The organism is Rhodoferax saidenbachensis (assembly GCF_031457975.1).
Lineage (GTDB): Bacteria > Pseudomonadota > Gammaproteobacteria > Burkholderiales > Burkholderiaceae_C > Allorhodoferax > Allorhodoferax saidenbachensis_A.
On record NZ_JAVDXO010000001.1, the window covers coordinates 345,943 to 363,857 of the forward strand.

General features: G+C 64.2%; 13 protein-coding genes. 7 read left to right on the top strand and 6 right to left on the bottom strand.

Annotation, left to right across the window (positions count from 1 at the left end; genetic code table 11):
• Positions 1 to 11: 11 nt before the first annotated feature.
• Positions 12 to 980 (top strand): TraB/GumN family protein, encoded by a 969-nt coding sequence (locus J2X15_RS01740; RefSeq protein ID WP_310338873.1) that lies wholly within the window; start codon positions 12 to 14, stop codon positions 978 to 980.
• Between the two features lie 47 nt (positions 981 to 1,027).
• On the opposite strand, the gene J2X15_RS01745 is transcribed toward J2X15_RS01740, so the two are convergent.
• Both J2X15_RS01745 and J2X15_RS01750 read right to left on the bottom strand, forming a co-directional pair.
• Positions 1,028 to 2,053 (bottom strand): sensor domain-containing diguanylate cyclase, encoded by a 1,026-nt coding sequence (locus J2X15_RS01745; protein WP_310338875.1) that lies wholly within the window; start codon positions 2,051 to 2,053, stop codon positions 1,028 to 1,030.
• Positions 2,054 to 2,060: 7 nt separating this feature from the next.
• Positions 2,061 to 3,245, bottom strand: coding sequence for an S-methyl thiohydantoin desulfurase domain-containing protein (locus tag J2X15_RS01750; protein ID WP_310338878.1), 1,185 nt, complete (start codon positions 3,243 to 3,245; stop codon positions 2,061 to 2,063).
• 245 nt (positions 3,246 to 3,490) lie between these two features.
• On the opposite strand from J2X15_RS01750, the gene glgB reads away from it, so the two are divergent.
• The 6 genes from glgB to J2X15_RS01780 are packed head-to-tail and all read left to right on the top strand — an operon-like array spanning position 3,491 to position 14,780.
• On the top strand, positions 3,491 to 5,671 hold the full coding sequence (gene glgB / locus J2X15_RS01755) for a 1,4-alpha-glucan branching protein GlgB (RefSeq protein ID WP_310338881.1): 2,181 nt from the start codon (positions 3,491 to 3,493) through the stop codon (positions 5,669 to 5,671).
• Between the two features lie 23 nt (positions 5,672 to 5,694).
• Positions 5,695 to 7,788, top strand: a complete 2,094-nt coding sequence (glgX, locus tag J2X15_RS01760) for a glycogen debranching protein GlgX (protein ID WP_310338883.1) — start codon at positions 5,695 to 5,697, stop codon at positions 7,786 to 7,788.
• Positions 7,789 to 7,816: 28 nt separating this feature from the next.
• A complete protein-coding gene (locus J2X15_RS01765) occupies positions 7,817 to 9,448 on the top strand; it encodes an alpha-D-glucose phosphate-specific phosphoglucomutase (RefSeq protein ID WP_310338886.1) in 1,632 nt (543 codons plus the stop codon).
• Positions 9,449 to 9,499: 51 nt separating this feature from the next.
• Positions 9,500 to 10,804 carry a glucose-1-phosphate adenylyltransferase gene (gene glgC, locus J2X15_RS01770; protein WP_409034237.1) on the top strand — a complete coding sequence of 435 codons (1,305 nt, stop codon included), beginning with the start codon at positions 9,500 to 9,502 and terminating at the stop codon, positions 10,802 to 10,804.
• A gap of 41 nt (positions 10,805 to 10,845) precedes the next feature.
• On the top strand, positions 10,846 to 12,315 hold the full coding sequence (glgA, locus tag J2X15_RS01775) for a glycogen synthase GlgA (RefSeq protein WP_310339686.1): 1,470 nt from the start codon (positions 10,846 to 10,848) through the stop codon (positions 12,313 to 12,315).
• The gene (locus J2X15_RS01780) at positions 12,312 to 14,780 is read left to right on the top strand and encodes a glycogen/starch/alpha-glucan phosphorylase (protein WP_310338888.1); all 2,469 of its coding nucleotides are present in this window, start codon (positions 12,312 to 12,314) and stop codon (positions 14,778 to 14,780) included. The genes glgA and J2X15_RS01780 overlap by 4 nt, the downstream gene beginning before the upstream one ends.
• A gap of 64 nt (positions 14,781 to 14,844) precedes the next feature.
• Here J2X15_RS01780 and J2X15_RS01785 read toward each other — a convergent pair whose 3' ends face one another.
• From J2X15_RS01785 to J2X15_RS01800, 4 genes are read right to left on the bottom strand one after another with little or no spacing between them, the layout of a single operon-like run.
• Entirely contained in the window at positions 14,845 to 15,144 is a 300-nt protein-coding gene (locus J2X15_RS01785) for a DUF1294 domain-containing protein (RefSeq protein WP_409034238.1), read from the bottom strand.
• Complete coding sequence (locus J2X15_RS01790; RefSeq protein WP_310338891.1) at positions 15,144 to 15,857, bottom strand: YebC/PmpR family DNA-binding transcriptional regulator; 714 nt, start codon at positions 15,855 to 15,857, stop codon at positions 15,144 to 15,146. The genes J2X15_RS01785 and J2X15_RS01790 overlap by 1 nt, the downstream gene beginning before the upstream one ends.
• Positions 15,858 to 15,887: 30 nt before the next feature.
• Entirely contained in the window at positions 15,888 to 16,967 is a 1,080-nt protein-coding gene (locus J2X15_RS01795) for an acyltransferase family protein (RefSeq protein WP_310338893.1), read from the bottom strand.
• Positions 16,968 to 16,991: 24 nt separating this feature from the next.
• Positions 16,992 to 17,882: a CoA transferase gene (locus J2X15_RS01800; RefSeq protein WP_310338894.1), complete on the bottom strand. Its 891-nt coding sequence runs from the start codon at positions 17,880 to 17,882 to the stop codon at positions 16,992 to 16,994.
• Positions 17,883 to 17,915: the final 33 nt, after the last annotated feature.

Below are 17,915 nucleotides of genomic sequence, written 5' to 3' on the forward strand. Positions count from 1 at the left end.
CTCTAGCCCCCATGCCCTCTGCGCGAGCAGCTATTCAATTTGTAGCAATCTGCACGCTGGGCTGGCTGTTCAGTGGTGCCGTTGCCAGCGCGGCAGACGGTACGGCAGGAGCCTGCCCACCCGCAGCCCAGCCGCTGAATGAACCCCTGTTCCAGGCGGCAGCGGCCCAGGCTCAAGACCGTGGCCTGCTGTGGCGCATCAGCAAAGGTGGCCACAGCTCGTACCTGTATGGCACGCTGCATGTGGGCCGTGCCGCGTGGATGGCGCCCGGCCCGCTGCTGCGGGATGCGCTGCAAGCCACCGACACCCTGGCCCTGGAGCTGGACCCGCTGAACCCTGATATGCAGCGCGAGATGGCGGCCGGCTTGGCCCAGATGAAGTTGCGGCCCCTGACCGCGGCGCTGCGGGCACGGCTGCTGCGCCAGCTGCAGGCCCAGTGCCTGCCCACGCAAGATGTGGACAAGGTGCCGGCTGAAATGCAGCTCATTACCTTGTCCGCTTTGGTTGGGCGGCGCGACGGGCTGGACCCCACCTATGGCTCCGAAGTGCTGTTGTCCGTGGTGGCGCGTAGCATGGCGCGGACCGTAGTCTCGCTGGAAACCGTGCAGGAGCAGATGCATGCCTTGCTGGCCCGCAACGCGGCCGAGGCCAACACCGTGGTGCGCGAGGGGTTGGATGACCTGGAAACCGACCGCTTGCGCCAGATGCTGTTGCGCACGGTGGATGTGTGGGACACCGCCGACTTCGATGTACTGTCCCGCTACAACGAATGGTGCCAGTGCGCCGATACGCCTAGCGAGAAGGAGCAGATGCGCCGCTTGCTGGACGACCGCAATCCCGGCTTGGCGCAGCGCGTGGACGCCTTGCACACCAGCGGCAAAAAACTGCTGGTGGCAGTGGGCAGTCTGCACATGGCGGGGCCGCAAGGGCTGCCGGCCTTATTGGCTACGCGTGGCTATCTAGTCGAACGATTACGCTAAGGCTACACGGAATAAGCGCCGCTAAAAGGCCTGAAATTCGTAAGCAATTAGCCGGGATTTGCCGCTGCGGGTGGTACCAGCTGGGGCTTGTGGGGCAGGGGAGCGAAGATTTGTACTTGGTTTCTTCCATTCTGCTTGGCCTTATACAGCGCCTTGTCGGCGTGGCTAAGCAGTTGCTCAAACGATTCGCCGCCAGCGCCCAGGGCGGCTACACCAATGCTAATAGTGAAGGGCACGGGGTTGCCGTCTTCGTTGTCCACCCGCTGCTCTTGCACTGCTTGGCGCAACGACTCTGCGATCAGGTGCGCGTTGGCTAGACTGGCTTCCGGCAGCATGACCACAAATTCTTCGCCACCTAGCCGGGCCACTACGTCTACGCCCTCGCGTACGCGTTGGCGGCAGATGTCAGCCACTGCACAAATTACCCGGTCACCTACGGAGTGGCCCCAGTTGTCGTTCACAGCCTTGAAGGAGTCGAGGTCCACCATCAGCACCGACAGGGAGTGACTAAACCGAGCGGCGCGCAGGCATTCCTTGGCGCCCAGCTCCATCAGCGTGCGCCGGTTGGCCAGGCCGGTTAGCGCATCGCTGGAGGCCAGCCGTTCGAGCGCGGCGTTCATCGATTGCAACATCGTGTTTTGCTCGGCCAGCTTGCGGTTGATTTGGGCGATCTCGTCTTCCTTGCGCTTGCGGTTGTCTATGTTGAAGGTGACGCCTATGAAGCGCTGGCCGGGAGCGGTGCTGTTGGCGTCCATGATCCTGCCGTAGTTGGCATACCAGATCCATGTGCCCGCCTTGGAGCGCAGCCGGAACTCGCAGCGGTACTCTGGCGTGCGGCCCGCCAAGTGGTCATGCACTGCTGTCTGGATCATTTCGAGATCGTCTGGGTGGACGAACTCGAGCATGTGTTTCAGATTGTGAAGCACCTCCTGGTCGTTGTAGCCCAGCTCGCCAAAGGTTTTCATGGCCTTGCGGGTGACTTCACCGGTCAGCAAGTTGTTTTCCCACAGGTCCAGACCCGCAGCCTCCAACGCAAGCTCAAGGCGTTCCTTATTGAGGTCTTTTTCGTCCATGGGCAGTCTAGTTGGAGGGCATAGCGCCCGCGTAGCCTATGTCGCGCAGCAGGCTGGCAAACGAGTCCAGGACGCCAGGTGTGGCATACAGCTGTGGTGCGGTAGAGACCTGGATGATGCTGACCATCTTGCCCGTGCTCTTGCCGGTTGCGGAATCGAAGTACACCGCCAGATCGTCGCTCGCATTTGAGAAGCCCAGGCCCGTACTTTCGGAGTAATAGCAGATCGAATCCGGCGCGATGATCATCGGTGCCGTGCTTTGGCTGGAATACATGATGAGGTTTTCATTCATGTTGTAAATACTGCACGTCTGGGTACTCTGGGCGGGATCTTGCGTATTGTCCAGCCGTATAACCCCTGCATCTAACGAAGCCGACGTGGTGGTCTGGGTAACGCTGGTGATATAGAAGTTACTCACCGCGACGCTGGCTGTGCGGCCGGTGAGCAGCGCGATCTGCGCGGCCACGCTGGCACTGGACTGCGGCGTACTGCCCTGTAGCAGAAACTGGCCCAGGCCCCAGGCTTGCGCCAGCGTGCCGGGAATGTAGTTGCCGGTCAGACCATAGTTGTTGCTGGCATTGGATGGCCACAGCGCGATGCCGGAAAACCCGCCAAACCCACCCACTACTCCGCCGGCCAGCGTTTCCATCTGGGCGGCGGTGGGGGCGCTCAACAGCGCCGACTCGGCTGTGCTGTAGTCGGCCACATCGGTAGCGAGTGCGCAGGGGCTGACAGGCAGATTCGCAGCACCTACAAAGGTGGTTTGTGGCAGCTCGGGCACAGCCCGGCCCGCGCCATCACCGTCTATCACCCACAGGGTGTCAGCGCAAGCCACTGCGCCCAGCAGCGGCACCAGCGAGTTGATGGCCCCAATCTCCACCGGGATGACACAGCTTGTCGTGTAGCCTGTGGTGCTTTGTAGCAGGAACAGCGTATTGGCTACCGAGTTCTGGATGTCGACCAGGGTCAAAGCGTCGCCAGCATCGGGAGAGCCCATCATGGCCACCACGCAGCAGTTGCTGCTGCCGTCATAGGGGCGGACGGTTACGCTACCTGTCCAGCCGCTTTGGCCCAACTCGTTCAGTATCGACAGCGCATCCAGGTAACTGCCCCCGCCGCCGCTGGCCAAAACAGCAGCACCGGCGGCAATATATTCAAAGTCGGCAAGCCCATAGTCATAAGAAGTCATCATTTCCTTTCCGTATATGGCGTAGGGCGGCCACTGAATGGACGGCCTATACAAAATGTAACAGGGCGTATATCGGTGCGTGTGACTTTTTGGAGGGGCGAGTATCGGTAACTCGCCACAAAACAGGGTACAAATTGGGTCTTGGAGGCAGTGCACGGGCGTTGACTAAGTAAAACGCCTTGAGAATGCACTAAGCTGTTCGTCAACAAGAGACAAAGCGGCGGCACCCCGGTGCCGACCCCCACACCATGACGCTGCAAGACCACGACCTGTCCGCACTGATGCGGGCGGAGCACCCCGATCCTTTTAGCGTGCTGGGCATGCATGTCCGCCCCGACGGCCTGGCGGTGAACGCGCTGTTGCCGGGTGCTGAGCAGGTGGATCTGATCGACAAGGCCACCGGCCTGGTGCGCGCTGCTTTGCAGCGGCAGGCAGGTGGCGTGGTGTTTGGCACGGTGCTGGCCGAAGCCGAGGCCTTCGCGTACCAGCTGCGCGTGCAGTGGGCCGCAGCCCCCGCACAATTGCTCGAAGACCCCTACAGCTTCCCCCTGGTGCTGCAAGACCTGGACCTGTGGCTGCTGGCCGAAGGCACCCACCAGCGCCCGTTTGAATGCCTGGGGGCTCATCTGGTCTGCATCAACGGTGTGTCGGGGGCCAGCTTTGCAGTCTGGGCGCCGAATGCGCGCCGTGTTTCGGTGGTTGGCTCCTTCAACCAGTGGGACGGTCGGCGCCACCCCATGCGCTTTCGGCGCGAGTGCGGTGTGTGGGAAATCTTCATCCCCGACGTCGCTCAGGGCGACCTCTACAAGTTTGAAATTTTGGGTGCACAGGGCCAAATTGCCGTCAAGGCCGACCCCTTTGCCTTCCACGCCCAGCTGCGGCCCCACACCGCCAGCGTGGTCTATCCGCTGCCGCCGCGCCTGCCCATGCGCACCGAGCGTGCCGCCGCCAATGCGTTCGACAAGCCCATTAGCATTTACGAGGTGCATTTGGGCTCGTGGCGCAAGGCCGAGGGCTGGCGCTGGCTCAGCTACCGCGAGCTGGCCGACACCCTGGTGCCCTACGCCAAGGAGATGGGTTTTACCCACCTGGAGCTGCTGCCTGTCAGCGAGCATCCGTTTGACGGCTCCTGGGGCTACCAGCCGCTGGGCCTGTTTGCGCCTACCTCGCGCTTTGGATCGCCGGAAGACTTCAAGTTCTTTGTGGACGCCGCACATGCGGCAGGTCTGGGCGTGATTCTGGATTGGGTGCCCGCGCACTTCCCCAGCGACGCACACGGCTTGGCCGAGTTCGACGGCACGCACCTGTACGAATATGCCGATCCCAAGGAAGGCTTCCACCAGGACTGGAACACGCTGATCTACAACTTCGGCCGCACCGAGGTGCGCAACTTCCTGGTGGGCAACGCGCTGTACTGGCTGGAGCGCTACGGCATCGACGGCCTGCGCGTGGACGCCGTGGCCTCCATGCTGTACCGCGACTACAGCCGTGAAGAGGGCCAATGGATTCCCAACAAACACGGGGGGCGCGAGAACCTGGAGGCCATCGAGTTCCTGCGCCGCATGAACCACACGGTGGGTACCGAGCGGCCCGGTGCGATCACGCTGGCCGAAGAGTCCACCGCCTTCCCTGGCGTGAGCCGCCCGCCCAGTCCGGACCTGCAAAGCGGTGGCCTGGGCTTTCACTACAAGTGGAACATGGGCTGGATGCACGACACGCTGAAGTACGCGTCGATGGACCCGGTGCACCGCCGGCACCACCACAACCAGCTCACCTTCGGGCTGATGTACGCCTTCACCGAAAACTTTGTGCTGCCGCTCTCGCATGACGAAGTGGTGCATGGCAAGGGCTCGCTCTTGGGCAAGATGCCGGGCGACGACTGGCAGCGGTTTGCCAATTTGCGCGCGCTCTATGGGTTCATGTGGGCCTACCCAGGCAAGAAGCTGCTATTCATGGGCTGCGAGTTGGCTCAGCCGACCGAGTGGGCTGATGGCTCGGAGCTGTCCTGGTCGCTGGAGCAACAGCCTGCCCACCAGGGTGTACAGCGCCTGGTGCGCGACCTGAACCGCGTGTACCAGGCCTTTCCCGCGCTACACCAGCAGGATGTGCAAAGTGGTGGGTTCGATTGGATTGCGCATGAGGATGCGGCCCAGTCGATCGTGGCCTTTGTGCGTTATGGCCTGGCGGGCGAATGCGCCGTGGTGGTGTGCAACTTCACGCCCCTGCCGCGCTATGGATATCGCGTCGGCATGCCGGTCGCGGGTACCTGGCGGGAGCTGATCAACACCGACAACGTGGTGTACGGTGGCAGCGGCGTGGGCAATGGCGAATTGAGCACCGATGCAGTGGCCGCCCATCACCGTGCGCAGTCCGTGGTGCTGACCTTGCCGCCATTGGCATGCCTTGTGCTCACCCGCGTGACACCTTGAACGACCCAGCGGATCCCGTCGGCATGACTTTGCACCCCGGCCAAACGCAACCCCTGGGCGCGCATCTGCGCGCCCAGGGCGTGAACTTTTGCCTCGCAGCGCCGAACGCACAGGCCGTTGAGTTGTGTCTGTTCGACGCGAGTGCCACAACGGAGGTGCAACGCCTAGCGATGCAAGGGCCGGTAGACGGTGTGTGGCACGGTTTTCTGCCGGGTGCCCAGGCCGGTCTGGCCTATGGCTGGCGCGTGCATGGCCCCTGGAACCCTGCGCAGGGCCAACGCTTTAACCCCGCCAAGTTGCTGCTGGACCCTGCCGCACGCGAGGTGGTGGGGCGCTACGACGGCGACGACGTGCATGTAGGCCATGTGCCCGGCAACCCCAACCAATCGGATCCACGCGACAACGCCACCACGGCGCTGAAGGCCCGTGTGGTGCAGGACCTGCCGCCACCGCAAGGCCGGGTGCAGGTGGACCCCGCCCAGCGGGTGCTCTACGAGCTGCATCTCAAAGGCTTTACCGCCCTGCACCCCGATGTACCCGCGGCACTGCGCGGCAGCTACGCAGGCTTGGCGCACCCTGCGGCCATTGCACATTTGCGTAGCCTAGGCGTGACTACCGTGAGCCTGATGCCCGTGGCACACCGTGCGGACGAAGTGCGGCTGATTCGCCTAGGCCTTTCCAACTACTGGGGCTACAGCCCGATTGCCTGGAATGCCCCCGAGCACCGCTACTGGAGCGGCACCCCGGGCACCAGCCCGCGCAGCGAATTTCGCGCGCTGGTGGATGCGCTGCATGCGGCGGGGCTAGAGGTGATTCTGGATGTGGTCTACAACCACACGGGTGAAACCGATGAGCTGGGCCCCACGCTCAGCCTGCGCGGCATCGACAACGCCACTTACTACCACCTGGACCACAGCAACCCCGCGCTGTACGCCAACTGGACCGGCTGCGGCAACTGCGTGAACCTGACCCACCCGCTGGTGCTGCGCACCGTGATGGACAGCCTGCGCGGCTGGGTGCAGGAGTTTGGCGTGGACGGTTTCCGCTTTGACCTGGCGCCTGTGATGGCACGCGCGGGCGCCGACCGCGAACATCGCTTTGAGGCCAATGCGCCATTCCTGATGGCGATTGCACAAGACCCGGTGCTGCGCGACCGGCTCATGGTGGCCGAGCCTTGGGACATTGGCCCCGGTGGCTACCAGCTGGGTGCTTTCCCAGTCGGTTGGCTGGAGTGGAACGATCGCTTTCGCGACACGCAGCGCAGCGCGTGGCTGCAGCACGGTGCCAGCCGCGCTGATCTGGCCAACCGCCTGGCCGGCTCGGTGGACGTCTTCAACCCCACGCGGCGCGCCGCCCACAGCAGCGTGAACCTGGTGACGGCGCACGATGGCTTCACGCTGATGGACTTGGTGAGCTACAACGAGCGCCACAACGAGGCCAATGGCGAGCACAACCGCGATGGACATGGCCACAACCTGAGTGTGAACAATGGTGTGGAAGGCCACAGCGATGACCCGCAGGTGTTGGCACTGCGCGCGCGCCAGCAACGCGTGTTGCTGGCAAGCCTGCTGTGGTCGCTGGGCACGCCCATGCTGCTGGCGGGTGACGAACTAGGCCACAGCCAGGGTGGCAACAACAACGCCTACTGCCAGGACAACCCCACGACCTGGCTGCACTGGGACCGGGCCGATGCTGCTCTCACCGACTTTGTTGCCAGTGTGCTGGCCCTGCGCCGCGCACTGCCCGTGCTGCACAGCAGCGCCTGGTGGCGCAGCAGCGCAGACCATGGCCCCCAGCACGCGCCGGTAGCCCAGTGGTGGGCCCCGCACGGCGATGCACTGAGCGCCTCTGACTGGCACCATCCGCATGAGCGTGCGCTGGTGTTGGTACTGATTCCTGTGCCAGAGGGGGTGGGGGCAAAGCCATCGCCTGCCTGCCTGCTGTTGCTCAACCCCACAGCGGAGACCACCGAGTTCACACTGCCGGTGGCACCCGCTGGCACGCTCTGGCGGCTGCGCCTGGAAACGCATACTGGCACCGTCCCCGACCAAACGTTGCCGCCACGTGTCCAGGTGCCCGCCCAAAGTCTCTGGCTGGTCAGTGCCGCCGGTCTATAACCTTTTTTTAACTACGCCCCAACTACCTATGCCCATCATCACTCTGCCCACCACGCCGTTTGACGGCCAGCGCCCCGGTACCTCGGGGCTGCGCAAAAAAGTGACTGTGTTCCAGCAGCCACGCTACCTGGAAAACTTTGTCCAGGCCCTGTTTGATGTGCTGCCCGATGCCGCAGGCCAGACCCTGGTGGTAGGGGGCGACGGCCGCTTCCACAACCGCGTTGCCATCCAGACCATCCTGCGCATGGCCGCGGCCAAGGGCTATGCCCGTGTGCTGGTGGGGCAGGGCGGTATTTTGTCCACCCCCGCGGTCAGCGCAGTGATCCGCAAGCACGGCGCCAGTGGCGGCATCGTGCTGTCGGCCAGCCACAACCCCGGCGGGCCCGATGGCGACTTTGGCATCAAGTACAACGTGGCCAATGGCGGACCGGCGCCCGAGAAAGTGACTGATGCGGTTTACGCGCGCACCCTGCAGCTCAGCGAATTGCACACCGCCGATACGCCTGATGTGGCACTGGACGCGCTGGGTACCAGCCGTCTGGAAGGCACCGACATTGTGGTGATTGACCCCGTGAGTGACTACGCCGAAGTCATGCGCGGCCTGTTTGACTTTGCGGCCATTCGCACCCTGTTTGCGGGCGGTTTTCGCTTGCGCTACGACGCCATGTGGGCCGTGGGCGGCCCCTATGCCAAGGCTCTGCTGGAAGGAGCGCTGGGTGCACCCGCGGGCACCGTGGTGAATGCCGAGCCGCTGGAAGACTTTGGTGGCCTGCACCCGGACCCCAACCCCGTGAATGCGGAGGACTTGATTGCCCATTTGTTTGCCGACAACGCACCCGACATGGGTGCTGCCAGCGATGGCGATGCCGACCGCAACATGGTGGTGGGCCGCAAGTTCGTGGTGTCGCCGTCTGACAGCTTGGCCGTGTTAGCCGCCCACGCCACCCGGGTACCTGCATACCAAGCTGGCTTGGCTGGCGTGGCGCGCTCCATGCCCACCAGCACGGCGGTAGACCGCGTGGCCAAGGCGCTGGGCATCCCGTGTTTCGAGACGCCCACGGGCTGGAAGTTTTTTGGCAACCTCATGGATGCGGGCAAGGTCACCCTGTGCGGTGAAGAAAGCTATGGCACAGGCTCCAGCCATGTGCGCGAAAAAGATGGCCTGTGGGCCGTGCTGTTCTGGCTCAACCTGGTAGCAACGACGGGCCAGACCGTGGAACAACTGGTTCGCGCGTTGTGGAAGGAACACGGCCGCTGCGTCTACTCGCGCCACGACTACGAGGCCATTCCCACCGACAAGGCCGATGCGCTGATGCGCGAGCTGCGTGCCGCTTTACCCACGCTGGGCGGCACCACGGTGGCGGGCCTGCCCATTGCGTTGGCCGATGACTTTGCCTACACCGACCCCGTGGATGGCAGCGTGAGCCAGAAGCAGGGCGTGCGCGTGGTGCTGACCGACGGTTCGCGCGTGGTGTTCCGCCTCTCCGGCACGGGTACCGAAGGCGCCACCTTGCGTGTGTACCTGGAGCGCCACGAGCCCAACCCGGCTCGCCAAGACCTGCCCGCGCAAGAGGCCTTGCAGCCGCTGGTGGCGCTGGCCGAGGCGGTGGCCAAGGTGCGCGCCTTCACCGGCATGGACCGACCGACCGTGATGACCTGATGTTTCGATTTTTTGCAGAACGATCCCACTAAAAATGAACAGGAGACAAGCATGAGCACGACAGACACCCCACGCAGCCTTGTGCAGCAAGAACGCCACATGCAGCCCCATATGCTGGTGCGCCGCACCATCGCCTTGGTGTTGGCGGGCGGGCGCGGTTCGCGCCTGAAGCAGCTGACCGACCGCCGCGCCAAACCTGCGGTGTACTTTGGCGGCAAGTTCCGCATCGTCGACTTTGCGCTGTCCAACTGCGTGAATTCGGGTATCCGCCGCATCGGCGTTATCACGCAGTACAAGTCGCACTCGCTGTTGCGCCACCTGCAGCGCGGCTGGAGTTTTTTGCGCGCTGAATTGAACGAGATGGTGGACCTGTTGCCCGCCCAGCAGCGCGTGGACGAGGAACACTGGTACCGTGGCACAGCCGACGCCATCTACCAAAACCTGGACATCATCCAGAGCAGCAAGCCCGAATACGTGGTGGTGCTGGCTGGCGACCACGTCTACAAGATGGACTACTCGCTGATGCTCAAGGACCATGTGGACAGCGGCGCCGGTTGCACCGTGGGCTGCATCGAGGTGCCGCGTGCCGAGGCCAGTGCGTTTGGTGTGATGGCGGTGGACGGTACCCGCAAGATCACCGAGTTCGTGGAAAAACCAGCCGACCCGCCCCCCATGCCCGGCAACGATGCCGTGTCCTTGGCCAGCATGGGTATTTACATCTTCGATTCCAAGTACCTGTACGACCTGCTGGAAGACGACATTGCCAATCCCAACTCCAGCCACGACTTTGGCAAGGACGTGATCCCGCGCGTGGTGCGCGAGGGCCGGGCGATTGCCCACCCGTTCTCCATGTCCTGTGTGTCATCCACACCCGACGCCGTTCCGTACTGGCGCGATGTGGGCACGATCGACGCGTTCTGGGAGGCCAACCTGGACCTGGCCTCGGTCACACCCGAGCTGGACATTTACGACACCAACTGGCCCATCTGGACCAGCCAGCGCCAGCTGCCCCCGGCCAAGTTTGTGCAGGACGCCGATGGCAAACACGGCCAGGCCATCAACACCATGGTGTCGGGCGGTTGCATCGTGTCGGGCTCCATCGTCAGCAACTCGGTGCTGTTCAGCAGCGTGCGGGTGCACTCCTTCTGCGTGATTGACCAGGCCGTGCTGCTGCCTGAAGTGACCATTGGCCAGAGCTGCCGCCTGAGCCGCGTGGTGGTGGACCGGGGTTGCACGCTGCCCGACGGCTTGGTGATTGGCGAAGACCCCGTGGCCGATGCTGCGCACTTTGAGCGCACCGAAAATGGCGTGGTACTGGTCACCAAGGACATGCTGAACCGCCTGCCAGCTCCGTAATCCAGAACCACCGCATATCCACCCCACCTATGCCTTCTTCCATGCGCATCCTGCAAGTCAGTGCCGAGATTTTTCCCTTGCTCAAAACCGGGGGGCTGGCCGACATTGCCGGGGCGCTGCCGGCCGCTTTGCAGGAGGCCGGATGTGATGTTCGCGTGATGCTGCCAGGCTTCCCGGCCATCTGCGCGGGGCTGGAGGGCGCGGTGCCCGTGGGCAGCTTTGCCATGCCCTGGGGCGAACAGGTGGAGGTGGTCTACGGCAGCTTGCCCGCGCTGGCCCGTGAAGGGCGCACGCTGGGTGCTTATGTGCTGATGGCCCCGGGCCTGTACGATCGACCTGGCAATCCCTACGAAGATGCCAACAAACAGGCCTATGGCGACAACCACCGGCGCTTTGCGGCGCTGGGTCTGGCGGCTGCCCATGTGGCGCATGGCCTGGACGCGCAGTGGCGCCCCCAACTGGTGCACAGCCACGACTGGCATGCCGCGCTGGCACCCGCCAGTTTGGCGCTGTGGAACGAAGGACGCGGCCCGCACGTGCCTTCCGTGTACACCGTGCACAACCTGGCCTACCAGGGCGTGTTCGGTCCAGAACACTTTGGCGACCTGGGCCTGCCCGGGCGCGCCTTTCATGTGCACGGCATGGAGTTCCACGGCCAGCTCTCGTTCATGAAGGCCGGCTTGTTCTACGCCAACCACATCACCACCGTGAGCCCGACCTACGCGCAAGAGATTCAGGGGCCGGAGCAGGGCTGCGGGCTGGACGGCCTGCTGCGTGCGCGCAACCAGCACTTGAGCGGCATCCTGAACGCGGTGGACGACAGCGTGTGGAACCCATCCACCGACGCGCTGATTGCCCATACCTATGACGCCCGCCACATGACCGGCAAGGCGCAGAACAAGGCCGTGCTGCAGGCCGAGATGGGGCTGGCGCTGGAGCCCGATGCAGCGCTGTTTGCCGTGGTGAGCCGCCTGACCGAACAAAAGGGCTTGCCGCTGGTGCTGGCCGCGGTGGATGAAATCGTGGCACGCGGCGGCCAGCTGCTGGTGCTGGGCAGTGGTGAGACCGGGTTGGAGCAGGCCTTTGTGGCCCAGTCCAAGGCGCATGCAGGCAGGGTGGCGGTCAAGCTGGGCTACGACGAGACCTTTGCCCACCGCATTTTTGCGGGCAGCGATGTGACGCTGGTGCCCTCGCGCTTTGAGCCCTGCGGCCTGACCCAGATGTATGGCCTGAAGTACGGCAGCCTGCCGCTGGTGCGTCGGGTCGGTGGCCTGGCGGACACCGTGGTGGACAGCGACCTGGAGACGTTGGAAGACCGTACCGCCACCGGCTTTGTCTTCGATGATTTTGATGAAACCCAGTACCGTCGCGCGGTGCGCCGCGCCTTTGCGCTGTACCACCGCAAGGCCGAATGGAACCGTGTGCGCCAGACCGGCATGAAGCTTGCCTTCGACTGGACTACCGCCGCTGGGCACTACACCGCGCTGTACCAACAGCTGATCCACGTATGACCAACTCGACGCCCACCCCTGTGAATTTTGAATTTGACGCACCCGGCCGCGACCTCGAATCCCTCAAGCGCTCCATTGCCAACAAGCTGATGTTCGTGGTCGGCAAAGACCCTGCCGCCGCCCGCCCCGAAGACTGGCTGCACGCAGCCGCCTACGCCGTGCGCGACCAACTGGTGGAGCGCTGGATGACCACCACGCGCGCCCAGTACGCGCAGGACGCCAAGCGCGTCTACTACCTCAGCATGGAATTCCTGATTGGCCGCACCTTCAGCAACGCCATGCTGGCCGTGGGCCTGCGCGAGCGTGTCAAGCAGGCCCTGGCCGACTTTGGGGTGGACATCGACGCCGTGACTGAACTGGAGCCCGATGCCGCGCTGGGCAATGGCGGCCTGGGCCGCCTGGCCGCATGCTTTCTCGATTCCATGGCCACGCTCAATATTCCGGGCTTTGGCTATGGCATTCGCTACGACTATGGCATGTTCAAACAAACCATTGTGGACGGCCGCCAGGTGGAGGTGCCCGACTACTGGCTCACCCACGGCAACCCCTGGGAGTTTCCGCGCCCCGAGGTGAACTACCGCGTGCAGTTCGGCGGCCATGTGGTGAAAGAGGGCGACGCCTACAAATGGGTGGACAGCCACGACGTGCAGGCCATGGCCTATGACACCATCATTCCCGGCTACGCCACCAAGGCCACCAACACGCTGCGCCTGTGGTCGGCCAAGGCCACGCAGGAGATTGACCTGGGTGCCTTCAACCGTGGCAACTACTTTGCTGCGGTGGAGACCAAAAACCATTCCGAGAACGTGTCGCGCGTGCTGTACCCGGATGACTCCACGCCGTCGGGCCGCGAGCTGCGCCTGCACCAGGAGTTCTTCTTCTGCAGCGCCAGTGTGCAGGACCTGTTGCACCGCTACCTGCGCACCCACACCGGCTTTGACGAGCTACCCAACAAGGTCAGCATCCACCTGAACGACACGCACCCCGTGCTGGCCATCCCCGAGCTCATGCGCCTGCTGCTGGACGAGCACCACCTGCCCTGGGCCGACGCCTGGCGCCTGTGCCAAGGCGTGTTCAGTTACACCAACCACACGCTCATGCACGAGGCGCTGGAGACCTGGCCCGTGGAGATGATGGGCCGCATCCTGCCGCGCCACCTGCAAATCATTTACGACATCAACGCCCAGTTTTTGGCGCAGATTTCGCAGCGCGGCGGCAGTGCCGAGTTGCTGCGCAAGGTCAGCCTGGTGGACGAGGGTGGCGAGCGCCGTGTGCGCATGGCTTACCTGGCCGTGGTCACCAGCCACTCGGTCAATGGTGTGTCAGCGTTGCATTCCGAGCTCATGAAGGAGAGCATCTTTCTGGACTTTGCCAACCTCTGGCCCGATCGTTTCAACAACAAGACCAACGGCATCACTCCGCGCCGCTGGCTGGCGCAGGCCAATCCTGCCTTGTCTGCCGTGCTGGACAAGCAGGTAGGCACCGGCTGGCGCCGTGACTTGACCCAGCTCAGCAGCCTGAACGGTGTGCTCACGCAGCCCAAGGTGATCGAGGCCTTCCAGGGCGCCAAGCTCGCCAACAAGGAACGCCTGGCGGCCTGGGTGCGGGCCAACATGGGCCTCACCATTCCCACCGACGCGCTGTACGACGTGCAGGTCAAGCGCATCCACGAGTACAAGCGCCAGCTGCTCAATGTGCTGCACGTGGTCACGCGCTATTTGCGCATCATCCACCACCCCGGCAGTGTGACCGTGCCCCGCGTGGTGGTGTTTGCGGGTAAGGCTGCGTCGGCCTACCACATGGCCAAGCAGATCATCCACCTCATCAACAACGTGGCCAGCGTGGTGAACAACGACCCGCGCGTGGGCAGCCTGCTCAAGGTGGTGTTCATCCCCAACTACAGCGTGAGCCTGGCCGAGCGCATCATCCCGGCGGCGGATTTGTCCGAGCAAATTTCCACCGCCGGTACCGAGGCCTCGGGCACCGGCAACATGAAGTTCGCGCTGAATGGCGCGCTCACCATTGGCACGCTGGACGGCGCCAATGTGGAGATTCTGGAAAACGTGGGCGCTGACAACATCTTCATCTTCGGCATGACCACACCGCAGGTGGCCGCCACGCGCGCCGCCGGCTACCAGCCACGCGCCATTGCCGAGGGCAACGCCGAGCTGACTGCGGTGCTAGAGGCCATCCGCGATGGCCTGTTCAGCCCCGACGAGCCAGGCCGCTTCCAGGCCATTTACGACCTGCTGGTGAACTGGGGCGACCACTACCTGCTGCTGGCCGACTACGCGGCCTACATTGCCGCGCAAGAGCAGGTCGATGCGGCCTACCAGGACCGTGATGCCTGGGCTGTCAAAGCCCTGCGCAATGTGGCCGCCATGGGCCCGTTTTCTTCGGACAGGACGATAGGGGAGTACGCCGACAAGATCTGGCGCAGCAAGCCGTTGGAGCTGGAAAGTTGAGCAAAAGGGGAGGTAGGTTTCAAGGGAAATCGATCTCTAGCCCTTGTGGGTGTTGCGCAAGAAGCTATGAAATAGATAGCGTCTTGGCGCTGTGCAAGAACGCATACGCGCCCACGCCGGTTAGGTTCACCACCACCGTCAGCCAAAAAACGAGTTGAAAACTCCGCTTGCTGGTCTTGTGCCGCAACACCCGCTGTGCCACCCATGCCGCAGGCCAGCCGCCCAGCAGGCTGAGCAGGTGCAAGGTGTTCTCCGGCGTGCGCCACTGGCCGGTGCGGGCGGCGTGCTTGTCGCGCGCGTAGAGCGCGAAGGTCAGCAGGTTGAGGGCGGCCCAGGCGGTCAGCCACAGGGCCGCAGGGGACATCAGCCGGCCAGTGCCACGTAGACGTTCTGCACGTCGTCGTTGCCGTCGATGGCGGCCAGGAAGGCTTCTACTTCTTCCAGCGCTTCGGCGCTCAGGCTGCTGGGGTCCACGGGGTTCTTGGCCTTGTAGCCCAGCTTGGCGGACAGCACGTTGAAGCCGAAGTTGGGCAGGGCGCGGCTCACCAAATCGAGGTCGGTGGGGTCGGTGTAGAAGACGGTGTTGCCTTCTTCGTCGCCGGGCTCAAAGTCCTGCGCACCGGCCTCAATCGCGGCCACTTCTGCGTCGGAATCGGCCGCAGTGGGTGCCGCTTCGATCATGCCCAGGTGGTTGAAGTCCCACGCCACCGAGCCGCTGGTGCCCAACTGGCCTTTGCGGAACAGCACACGCATTTCAGGGGCGGTGCGCTTCACGTTGTCGGTCAGGCATTCCACCATCACGGCCACCTGGTGCGGAGCAAAGCCTTCATAGATGACGTGTTCGTAGTGCACCACTTCACCGGTCAGGCCTGCGCCTTTTTTGATGGCACGGTCCAGCGTTTCCTTGGGCATGGAGACCTTGCGGGCCTGCTCCACCACCAGGCGCAGCTTGGCGTTGGCGGCCGGGTCGGCACCGCCGCGTGCAGCCACGGTAATTTCTTTCACCAGCTTGGTAAACAGCCGGCCCTTGGCATCAGCCACCAGGGCCTTGCCCTTTGCTTTCCATTGCGCGCCCATAGCGAATCTTTCTGAGTTGGATGGCGGATTTTACTTGGCGGCCTGGGCCGCGATCGCGTCTTTGGCGCTGCGGCGCCATTGTTCAAAGCGCAGTTCCACCTGGGTGTGGAAGGCGTAGCTGGCGACCAGGCTGACAGCCCAACTGGCGGCAATGAAGAGCAGCGCCCATTCGGCATCGTCCAGCCCCAACTCGGCCCACAGCGCATTGGCCAGTAGCAGCACGGAGAAGTGCACCAGAAAGAGCGCGTACGAGGTGCGGCTCAGGCGCCCCACCCAGCGGTCCACGGTGCGGGGCAGTGCAAACCGGTAGCTGCCAAAGGTGGCCAGCACGGCGGATACGCTGAGCGCCAGCGCGATGCGCGAGCGGAAGTCCACTACCAGAGAAGCCAGACCTGCGCTCAGCGTGGCCAGGTACAGGCCCAGCGCCATGATGCCGTGGCGCGCGCGCAGGCCGCCCCACCAGGCCAGTGCGCCCAGGCCGTAGGCGCCAAAGAAGTAGGGCGCCCAGGCGTCCAGCGAGGCATCCATGTTGAACCAGGTGAGCGAAGCCACGGCCAGTGCTGCCACCAGGCCCAGGCTCAGCAGCCGCTGGCCACGGCCCAGCCACAGCAGCAGGGCGATGGTGGCGTAGAGCTGAAAGTCAATCGCCACGTACCAGACGCCGGCCGATAGCGAATCCACGTCCAGCACGCTGTGCAGCAGGCTGGCATGGGCTGCCAGTTGCGCCAGGCTGGGCGCGCCGGGCACCAGATCGCCATCCAGGTGGGGGCGGGCAATGGCTGCGCACAGGATGGTCAGGCCCAGCGCCGCCACAAAGGGCACGACCAAACGCAGGTAGCGCTGGCCCAGCGCCTGCAACACGCTGGGCGCGCGGCGCACGGTGAACGCCATGCCGCGTGCGGCCAGGTAGCCGGCCACGACGAGAAACACCTGCACGGCAATGCGGGCGTCGTCAAACAGCCATTCGCTGGCGGAGGGGGCCACTTCGGCTGCCGCGTCGGACAGCGGCCCGTAGGCCGAAAAGTGGTGCAGCACGATGCACTGGGCGGCAACGACCTTCAGGATGTCGATCAGGCGAAAGTGGGAGGCAGGGGCGCGGGCAGCAGTCATCAAGCAATCAGTGGCGGGCCTGTTTCAGGCCAGCGTGTACAGCGGTATGTCTTTGGAAGTTGCCAGCGCGTCAAGCTGCTGGCGGGTTTTGCCAGCCAAGAAGGCGGCGATGGCGGTGTGTGCCTCGGGGGCGAACATGGCCAGAAGCCCCGATTGTCGCAGACCCGCCTCGGCGCCCAGTGCGGCGGCAAAGTGCGGCTCCAGTGCGGCCAACGCCACGCGGCCGTCTTTGCAGGGGTAGACGCGGTAGCCCGCATGGCCGCCACCCACGGCAGCGCCCGGCGTGGTGAGGCCCCAACTGCGGGGCAGGGCCAGGTAGCCGGCAGCGTCGGACAGTGCCACTTCCTGGTACGTGCCCTTGCCTTTTTGCAACTGGTGCAGCCGGGCCTGCAGCACGCCCTCGGACGCCATGAGCGAGCCGCCCATGTCGGCGTACAGCGTGGGCGGCAGGTCCAGGCCCGTCACCAGGCCGTTTTCGGCCAGGTAGGTCAGGTCGTGGCCGGGTTCATCGGCCCGTGTGCCGGGGGCGCCCACGATGGCTACGACCGAGAGCTGGGGGTACTGTTTGCGCAGTGTCTTCCACTCCAGGCCCAGCTTTTTGAGGGCCGAGGGGCGAAAGGAGGTGAGCAACACGTCGGCCCGGGTCAGCTCTTTGTGCAGGGCTTTCTGGCCTTTCTCGGTCTTGAGGTCGGCGCTGGTGATCTTCATGCCCGCGTGCAGCGCGGCGTAGGCCTTGGGGTTGTAGGCGCCCATGGGGTCACCTTGCGGGGGCTCCAGCTTTACGCAGGTGGCGCCCATGGCGTGGCAGCGCATCAGCGCGGCCGGCCCCGGCAGGTTCAGTGCCAGGCTGAGGATGCGCACGCCCTTGAGCGGGCGCAGCGGTTTGGCGGCGAGGGCAGGCGTGTTAGTGGTCATGGCGTTTGCTATCAAAAGTGAAGCTGCTCGCGC

Bases quoted from the DNA above. Each gene is read 5' to 3' on its own strand.
- J2X15_RS01740 (WP_310338873.1), top strand. From the start codon at position 12: ATGCCCTCTGCGCGAGCAGCTATTCAATTTGTAGCAATCTGCACGCTG.
- J2X15_RS01745 (WP_310338875.1), bottom strand. From the start codon at position 2,053: ATGGACGAAAAAGACCTCAATAAGGAACGCCTTGAGCTTGCGTTGGAG.
- J2X15_RS01750 (WP_310338878.1), bottom strand. From the start codon at position 3,245: ATGATGACTTCTTATGACTATGGGCTTGCCGACTTTGAATATATTGCC.
- glgB (WP_310338881.1), top strand. From the start codon at position 3,491: ATGACGCTGCAAGACCACGACCTGTCCGCACTGATGCGGGCGGAGCAC.
- glgX (WP_310338883.1), top strand. From the start codon at position 5,695: ATGACTTTGCACCCCGGCCAAACGCAACCCCTGGGCGCGCATCTGCGC.
- J2X15_RS01765 (WP_310338886.1), top strand. From the start codon at position 7,817: ATGCCCATCATCACTCTGCCCACCACGCCGTTTGACGGCCAGCGCCCC.
- glgC (WP_409034237.1), top strand. From the start codon at position 9,500: ATGAGCACGACAGACACCCCACGCAGCCTTGTGCAGCAAGAACGCCAC.
- glgA (WP_310339686.1), top strand. From the start codon at position 10,846: ATGCGCATCCTGCAAGTCAGTGCCGAGATTTTTCCCTTGCTCAAAACC.
- J2X15_RS01780 (WP_310338888.1), top strand. From the start codon at position 12,312: ATGACCAACTCGACGCCCACCCCTGTGAATTTTGAATTTGACGCACCC.
- J2X15_RS01785 (WP_409034238.1), bottom strand. From the start codon at position 15,144: ATGTCCCCTGCGGCCCTGTGGCTGACCGCCTGGGCCGCCCTCAACCTG.
- J2X15_RS01790 (WP_310338891.1), bottom strand. From the start codon at position 15,857: ATGGGCGCGCAATGGAAAGCAAAGGGCAAGGCCCTGGTGGCTGATGCC.
- J2X15_RS01795 (WP_310338893.1), bottom strand. From the start codon at position 16,967: ATGACTGCTGCCCGCGCCCCTGCCTCCCACTTTCGCCTGATCGACATC.
- J2X15_RS01800 (WP_310338894.1), bottom strand. From the start codon at position 17,882: ATGACCACTAACACGCCTGCCCTCGCCGCCAAACCGCTGCGCCCGCTC.